This window comes from Pantoea sp. X-Soil-TKNS-1279, from assembly GCF_059730565.1.
The window spans coordinates 4,303,435-4,312,068 of the sequence record NZ_AP035948.1; the positions used below are offsets into that span (position 1 = coordinate 4,303,435).

The 8,634-nt window shown below is 54.4% G+C and carries 6 protein-coding genes; 5 read left to right on the plus strand and 1 reads right to left on the minus strand.

What is annotated here, in order from left to right; genetic code table 11:
• Positions 1–15: 15 nt before the first annotated feature.
• Positions 16–1,884, minus strand: a complete 1,869-nt coding sequence (gene kup, locus AC6I8N_RS20185; RefSeq protein ID WP_021183621.1) for a low affinity potassium transporter Kup — start codon at positions 1,882–1,884, stop codon at positions 16–18.
• A gap of 300 nt (positions 1,885–2,184) precedes the next feature.
• Here kup and ravA point away from each other — a divergent pair, with 300 nt between their 5' ends.
• From ravA to mioC, 5 genes are all read left to right on the plus strand, one after another.
• Positions 2,185–3,681 carry an ATPase RavA gene (gene ravA, locus AC6I8N_RS20190; RefSeq protein WP_497829766.1) on the plus strand — a complete coding sequence of 499 codons (1,497 nt, stop codon included), beginning with the start codon at positions 2,185–2,187 and terminating at the stop codon, positions 3,679–3,681.
• Complete coding sequence (gene viaA, locus AC6I8N_RS20195; protein WP_021183622.1) at positions 3,678–5,138, plus strand: ATPase RavA stimulator ViaA; 1,461 nt, start codon at positions 3,678–3,680, stop codon at positions 5,136–5,138. The genes ravA and viaA overlap by 4 nt, the downstream gene beginning before the upstream one ends.
• A 46-nt stretch (positions 5,139–5,184) precedes the next feature.
• The gene (ovoA, locus tag AC6I8N_RS20200) at positions 5,185–7,329 is read left to right on the plus strand and encodes a 5-histidylcysteine sulfoxide synthase (protein WP_497830718.1); all 2,145 of its coding nucleotides are present in this window, start codon (positions 5,185–5,187) and stop codon (positions 7,327–7,329) included.
• Between the two features lie 104 nt (positions 7,330–7,433).
• A complete protein-coding gene (gene asnC, locus AC6I8N_RS20205; RefSeq protein ID WP_013511092.1) occupies positions 7,434–7,895 on the plus strand; it encodes a transcriptional regulator AsnC in 462 nt (153 codons plus the stop codon).
• A gap of 155 nt (positions 7,896–8,050) precedes the next feature.
• Entirely contained in the window at positions 8,051–8,491 is a 441-nt protein-coding gene (mioC, locus tag AC6I8N_RS20210) for an FMN-binding protein MioC (protein ID WP_021183625.1), read from the plus strand.
• Positions 8,492–8,634 lie beyond the last annotated feature (143 nt).

Genomic DNA, 8,634 nt, shown 5'->3' on the forward strand with positions numbered 1-8,634 from the left:
ACGCGCACAACAACATTAAATCTCGACCTGGGTTCCCAGCTCAATCACCCGATTAGGAGGGATTTCAAACTGATCCGGTGCGCGCAGCGCATTGCGTTGCAGGGCGAGGAACAACTTACCGCGCAGACGCAGATACCACGGACGGTCGCCAATTATCAGCGATTCATGTGACATAAAGAACGAGGTTTCCATCATGCGGCAGTTCAGCCCTTCCAGCCCGCAACGATGGAAAATCTCTTCCACATTAGGCGTTTCACGCCAGCCGTAACTGGCTACCACGCGCCAGAACGTGGGCGACAGCTGTTCAATCGTCACACGTCGTACGTTATGTACATAAGGCGCATCTTCGGTACGCAAGGTCAGCAGCACCACGCGTTCATGCAACACCTTGTTATGTTTGAGATTGTGCAGCATCGCAAACGGAATCACGTTCAATGCACGCGACATATACACTGCGGTACCAGGAACTCGCACCGGCGGCGATTTCTCCAGCGAGGCAATCATCGCCTCAAGCGAATTGCCGTGTTCATGCATACGGCGCAGCAGACGGAAACGCTCGCTTTTCCAGGTGGTCATGACGATAAACATCACCAGCGCCAGACACAGCGGCAACCAACCGCCGGAGAAGATTTTCACCAGGTTGGCAGAGAACAGCGAGACATCGATACACAGCATTGCCACCAGAATGAAACTGACGGCAATTTTGTTCCAGTGCCAGTTTTTGATCGCCACAGTGCAGGAAAGAATGGTGGTCAGCACCATAGTACCGGTCACCGCGATACCGTATGCCGCCGCGAGGTTGCTGGAGTGTTCGAAGCTGACGATAACAATCAACACCGCGAAATAGAGCAGCCAGTTGATGACCGGCACATAGATTTGGCCGGACTCCATCTCAGAGGTGTGAATAATACGCATCGGCGGCAGATAGCCGAGACGCACCGCCTGACGCGTTAACGAGAACACGCCGGAAATCACCGCTTGCGAGGCAATCACCGTCGCCAGCGTGGCGAGGATCAACAACGGAATCAGCGCCCAATCGGGGGCCAGCAGGAAGAACGGGTTTTTAATGGTTTCCGGATGCGCCAGCAGCAACGCGCCCTGACCAAAATAGTTCAGCACCAGCGACGGCAGAACCACAGCGACCCATGCCAGGCGAATCGGCAGCTTGCCGAAGTGCCCCATATCGGCATACAGCGCTTCCACCCCGGTAATTGATAACACCACCGCGCCGAGAGCAAAGAAAGAGATGGTTTTATAATGCAGGAAGAAGTTCACCGCATGTGACGGGTTGAGCGCCTGCAACACTTCCGGGTTTTTGATGATGCTGTTGGCGCCGAGCACCGCCAGTACGATAAACCACAGCAGCATCACCGGGGCAAACAACTTACCGACAATCCCTGTGCCGTGCTTCTGGATCATAAACAGCAGCGTCAGCACCGTGATCGACAAAGGGACAATCCAGGGGTCGAGCGAAGGCGCAGCAATCTCCAGACCTTCAATTGCTGACATCACCGAAATCGCCGGGGTGATCACCACCTCGCCATAAAAGAAGCTACCGCCAATCAATCCCATGATCACCAGAATCGCGGTGGCTCGGGCACCGGTATTACGCCCGGCCAGCGACATCAGCGTCAGGATCCCGCCCTCACCGGCGTTATCGGCGCGCATCACGTAACTGATGTATTTCAGCGACACCACCAGGATCAGTAGCCAGAAAATAAGGGAAAGGAAGCCAAAGACCGCTTCACGTTCCACGCCAAAACCAAACTGGCCGGAGAGACATTCGCGCAAGGTATAAAGTGGACTGGTACCAATATCGCCATAGACCACGCCGATTGCGGCCAGCGTGACAGCACCAAGGGACTGCTTGTTTTCCGAGCTCATAGAGTTATCTTTTGTTGGAGTCGATCAGGCGGTTGCCGACCGCTCTGGCCATCAAAAAGCGCACAGTATGCACATATTCCCAAAAAAACCTACCCTTACAAACATACAACATGGCGCGAGCGACGCGGTTTTTCGCTGAAAAATCCGGCGAAAATGCGCCGGAACAGGCGGGTAGCCTCGCTTCAACCTTCTGAAACAAAAAAGCTGACGGCTATCAACGCTTTCACGCATGATAATCAGTAGAGTAATGCGCTCGCCAGAATGCGATGGCACCAGGATCAGAAGGACAATGATGTGATTATGGCTCAACCCCATCTTTTGGCAGAAAGAATTTCTCGCCTGAGCAACGCCCTGGAAAAAGGGTTGTATGAACGGCATCATGCGATTCGCCTCTGCCTGCTGGCCGCGCTGAGTGGCGAAAGCGTCTTTTTGCTCGGGCCACCTGGCATTGCCAAAAGCCTGATTGCCCGCCGCCTGAAGTACGCTTTCCAGCATGCCCGCGCGTTTGAATACCTGATGACGCGTTTCTCCACTCCCGAAGAAGTATTTGGCCCCCTTTCTATCCAGGCATTAAAAGATGAAGGTCGCTATCAACGTCTGACCAAAGGCTATCTGCCGGATGCCGAAATCGTCTTCCTCGATGAGATCTGGAAAGCCGGCCCGGCGATTCTGAATACCCTGCTTACCGCCATCAACGAACGGCGTTTCCGCAATGGCGACAGCGAAGACAAGATTCCAATGCGCCTGCTGGTCACCGCCTCCAACGAATTGCCGGAAGCCGACAGTGGGTTGGAAGCCTTGTATGACCGCATGCTGATTCGGCTGTGGCTGGATAACGTGCACGAAAAGCAGAACTTCCGCAGCATGCTGACCCACCAGCAGGATGAAAGCGTCAATCCGGTGGCCGAATCGCTGTGTATCAGCGATGAAGAGTACCACCAGTGGCAGCAGGGCATCAGTCAGGTGAGCCTGCCGGACCATGTGTTTGAGCTGATCTATCAGTTGCGTCAGCAACTGGAAAATCTCCCCGATGCGCCTTATATCTCCGACCGTCGCTGGAAAAAAGCCATTCATTTGTTGCAGGCCAGTGCGTTCTACAGTGGCCGTGCCGCAATTGCCCCGCTGGATTTGATTCTGCTGAAAGATTGCCTGTGGCATGACGTCACCTCGATGAAGCTGCTGGATCGCGAAATCGATGCATTAATGACGCAACACGCTTGGCAACAACAACCGATGCTGATGAAACTCCAGCAGATCAAAGCGCGCCGTCTGGCGCTACAACAGCAGCAAAGCGTGGCACAGGCGCTAACGCTGGAGAAGCACAGCGGCATGTTCAGCCGCAAGCCCCACTACGAATTGCCTGCCACGCTAAATGACGAGCAGTTGACGCTCATGTTGCAACAACCGTTGATGCTGCATGATATGCAGGTCAGCCATGTGCTGATCAGTCGTGAAGCGCTGAATCAATGGCTAGCGAAAGGCGGCGAGGTGCGTGGCAAGCTCAACGGCATTGGCTTTGCGCAAACGCTCGACCTGCTGGTGGACGCACATCATTGCCTGACATTACGTGATGTCAGCCTTCAGGCAACGCGTCTGACGTTGCCCGGCGTCAGCGCCAGCAACGAGCTGCCGCAGGAAATCGTTGATGAATTTGACGCCCTGGATAATCAACTGCGCGCCCAGCGTACGCTGTTCAGCCAACATCAGCGCTGCCTGTTTATCAGCGATGACTGGCTGGCGCGCATTGAAACCAGCCTGCAAGATGTGGCGGAACAGATGAAACAGGCGCGTAAATGATTTCGCTGGAGACGCTGAGCACGCTGCTGTCGATCGGTGAAACAGAACTGATCGAAGAGTTAATTCTGGCGCTGCTGGCGTCGCCACAGCTGGCGATGTTCTTTGAGAAATTCCCACGCCTTAAGCAGGCCATGATGCGCGATCTGCCGCGCTGGCGCTCCGAAATCGTCGAAGAGATGAAAACCACGGCGGTGCCGGAAGCCCTGGCGCAGGAGTTTCAGCTCTTTCAACAGGCGCAGTTGCTTAGCCAGCATGAATTCAACCAGCAATTACCCGCCATCATCAGCCAACTGAAAAACCTGCCATCACCGTTTATCGAAGAAGCCAGCAAATTGCTGTTGCATACCGACAGCGAGCAATTCAGCAACGCGCAACATACCTTGTTCCTGCAACGTTGGCGTCTCAGCCTGACGTTACAGACCCTGACGCTTAATCAGCAATTGCTGGAGCAGCAGCGCGAACGTTTGATGGCCGAACTGCAACAACGCATGGCGCTAAGCGGGCAACTGGCCCCCATTCTCACCGATGACGATGAAGCGGCCGCCGGACGCTTGTGGGATATGAGCAAAGCGCCACTCCAGCATGGCGACTATGAATTGATCGTGCAGTACGGTGATTTTCTCGCTCAACAGCCCGAACTGATGAAACTGGCACAACAACTGGGACGGAGTCGCGAAGCGAAAGCGGTGCCGTCTCAGGATGCGCCACTGGAAGAATTTCACCAACTGGTGCGTGAGCCGGATAACGTGCCGGAAGAGGTTAGCGGTATCCATCAGAGCGATGATGTGCTGCGCCTACTCCCGCCTGAGCTGGCAACGCTTAGTATCAGCGAGCTGGAGCTGGAGTTTTATCGCCGCCTGGTGGAAAAACGCCTGTTGACCTATCGCCTGCAAGGCGACGCCTGGCATGAAAAAGTTTCCCTGCGGCCGGTCAGTCATCAACACCATGAAGAACAGCCGCGTGGCCCGTTTATCGTCTGCGTTGATACCTCCGGTTCGATGGGCGGCTTCAATGAACGTTGCGCCAAAGCCTTTTGTCTGGCGCTGCTGAAAGTGGCGCTAGCGGATAAACGTCGCTGCTACATCATGCTGTTTGCCCATGAGGTGATCGGTTATGAGCTGACGGCGGATAACGGTATTGAGCAGGCGGTGCGCTTCCTCAGTCAGCGCTTTCGTGGCGGTACCGATTTGGCAGCCTGTCTGGCCGCCGTTGTGGCACGCATGGAAGGTAGCCTGTGGCAGGAAGCCGATGCGGTGATCGTCTCCGATTTTATCGCTCAACGCTTGCCGGAGGAGATCGTCAACGCCGTTAAACAACGCCAGCGCTATCATCAACAGCGTTTCCATGCTGTGGCGATGTCAGTTCATGGTAAACCGGGGATTCTGCGCATCTTCGATCATATCTGGCGCTTCGATACCGGACTGAAAAGCCGCCTGCTGCGCCGCTGGAAACGCTAATTCATCTGACGGAAATGCTTATTTGCTATAGTGATAAGTTACTTCGCTGAGCAAACTGGAGCATATCGTGACCACCGCCTTGCCAACACCAACCCGCACGCTGCGACTTTCCGGCCAGAATACAGAACAAAAACGCGCCGAACTGCTGGATTACTTTCTGCAAACCTGGACACTGTACGAAAGCCTGTTCGACTGCCTCGCTGATGAACGTGCCTGGTTTAATAAAGCAATTTCGCTGCGCCATCCGCTGATCTTCTATTTTGGCCACACCGCTACTTTCTATATCAATAAGCTGATGGCGGGTCGCTATCTTGATCACCGCGTTGACGATCGTATCGAAGCGATGATGGCGATCGGTGTGGATGAAATGAGCTGGGATGATCTCGACGACAGCCATTACGCCTGGCCAACGGTGGCGGAAGTGCGTGATTATCGCGGCAAAGTCAAAACCCTGGTCAGTGAATTTATCCAGACCATGCCGCTGGAACTTCCCATCGACTGGGACAGCCCGGCGTGGGTGATCCTGATGGGTATCGAACATGAACGTATCCATCTCGAAACCTCCAGCGTATTGATGCGCCAGTTGCCGATTGAATGGGTGCAGCCACAGGCGCACTGGCCGATATGTCCACAGGCCAGACATGATCGCCACAACGTTCCCGCTAATGCTTTGATTGCGATGCCCGGTGGCCGTGTGCAGCAGGGTAAAACCGACGATACCTATGGCTGGGATAACGAATACGGCAGTCAACTGACCGAACTCAAACCGTTTAAAGCCAGCAAAATGCTGGTCAGCAATGCGGAATATTTCAACTTTGTCGCAGCGGGCGGCTATCAAGAACGATGCTGGTGGGATGACGAGGGTTGGGGCTGGCGTGCATTTGCAGAAGCAGACATGCCCACTTTCTGGGTCGGTGATATTCAGCAACCCGATCAGCTAAAACTGCGTCTGATGACCGAAGAAGTGGCGATGCCGTGGGACTGGCCCGCTGAGGTTAACCAACTGGAAGCAGCGGCATTTTGTCGCTGGCTGACAGAAGAGACCGGCAAAGCGATCCAGCTACCGTGCGAAGCGGAGTGGATGCAACTGCGTGAGTTCGTCAGTGGCGATCAGCCAGACTGGATTGATGCGCCGGGCAACATCAACCTGGCATACTGGGCGTCCTCCTGCCCGGTGGATCACTTCGCGCAGGGCGAGTTTTTCGATATTGTCGGCAACGTCTGGCAGTGGACCACCACGCCAACCAACGGTTTCGAAGGCTTTAAGGTCCATCCGCTGTATGACGATTTCTCCACACCTACTTTTGACGGCAAACATGCCCTGATCAAAGGTGGCAGTTGGATATCGACCGGCAATGAGGCGCTGAAATCATCGCGCTACGCTTTCCGCCGCCACTTCTTCCAGCATGCGGGTTTCCGCTATGTGGTTTCTTCACATCAGGAAACCATGACGCTGAACCCGTATGAAACTGACAGCATGGTGTCGCAGTATCTCGATTTTCAGTACGGACCGCGCTACTTCGGCGTACCAAATTATGCTGAAAACCTGGTATCGCTACTGTTGCCGCACTGCACCAACCGTGGTCAGGCACTGGATATCGGTTGTGCCACCGGCCGTGCCAGCTTTGAACTGGCGCGCCATTTTGCACAGGTGGTTGGCATGGATTACTCGGCGCGCTTTATTGATGTGGCCTTGCAGCTGACCTCCGGCGAGGATTTCCGTTATGTGGTGCCCGAAGAAGGTGAGCTGGTGGAGTATCGCCAGGTACGTCTGAAAGAGTTCGATCTGGGTGATGAGCAGGCACAACGCATTCATTTTGTGCAGGGCGATGCCTGTAATCTCAAGCCACAGCCGGATCGTTACGATCTGGTGCTGGCGTCGAATCTGCTTGATCGCCTGCGTCAGCCGAAACGCTTCCTGCAAGATATCACCCCGATGATCCGCTCAGGTGGCGTGCTGGTGCTGTCATCGCCCTACACCTGGCTGGAGGAATTTACACCGAAGGAGAACTGGTTGGGTGGCGTGCGTGAAAACGGTGAAGCGCTGACAACCAGGCAGACGCTGCAACGCCTGCTGCGTGATGCGTTCGACGAGATCGCGGCGCCTCAGGATGTACCTTTCGTCATCCGTGAAACGTCACGCAAGTTCCAGCATACGCTGGCGCAGGTCACGCTGTGGCGTAAGCGTTAAAAGCGTGCAGACAGCGGCAGCCCCGCTGTCTGCACCTTGCCTGCTCGGTAATTTTGCTGCACATTCTCCTCAGTTCACTGAAGACCAATTGAAGAGGGAAGGATATGGCGGAACATGTGCAGCTGGATAATCTCGATCGCGGCATCTTAAATGCGCTGCTGGAGAATGCGCGCACAGCCTACGCCGAGCTGGCGAAACAGTTCAATGTTAGCCCGGGTACCATCCACGTTCGCGTCGAGAAGATGCGCCAGGCTGGGATAATCCTCGGTACGCGGGTCGAGATAGATCCACGCCAGCTTGGTTTCGATGTCTGCTGCTTCATTGGTATTATCCTGAAAAGCGCCCGTGACTACCCCGCCGCGCTGAGTAAGCTGGAAGCGCTGGATGAAGTGGTCGAAGCCTGGTACACCACCGGCCACTACAGCATCTTTATTAAAGTGATGTGTCGTTCCATCGATGCCTTGCAACAGGTACTGATCAACAAGATCCAGACCATCGACGAAATCCAGTCCACCGAGACCCTGATTTCTCTGCAAAATCCGATCATGCGCACCATCAAACCCTAATCCCTTCTTTTATTGTGCACAAACTTATCCCAGGCGGATCTCGCCTGGGTTGCCGCTTGCCAGCCAATGCTTTCTATTATTAACCCTGTTTTCCACAGGTGGATCACGGCTTGATCACAGCGTACAATGCTCGCCTTTGAGTTCCGGAGAGCATCATGGCCGATATTACCTTAATCAGTGGCAGTACCCTTGGCAGCGCCGAATATGTCGCCGAACATCTGGAAGAAAAACTTCAGGAAGCAGGCTTCTCAACCGAGATGCTGCATGGGCCGGAGTTAGATGAGGTGCCTCAGGAAGGTATCTGGCTGATTGTGACTTCCACGCACGGTGCCGGTGAGCTGCCAGATAACCTGCTGCCTTTCTATGAAGCCTTAAAAGAGACGCAACCGGATCTCTCAGGCGTGCGTTATGGTGCAGTGGGCATTGGTAACCATGAATACGATCTGTTTTGTGGCGCGATCAAGCTGCTGGAAGATCAACTGAACCAGCTCGGTGCCAAACGGATTGGTGATCGTCTGGAGATCGACGTACTGGAACATGAAATTCCGGAAGATCCGGCTGAGGTGTGGGTCGCGAGCTGGAAAACGCAGTTATAAGACGATCCAGACCGGTTGGGGATCGTGAAATCAGGGCGATCCCCAGAGTATTCCGCTGTTTTATGCTTTTTATTTTCCTATGACCTGTGGATAACATAGCTTAATTCATGCGTATAACCGGTAGTTATCCCAAGAACAACCAA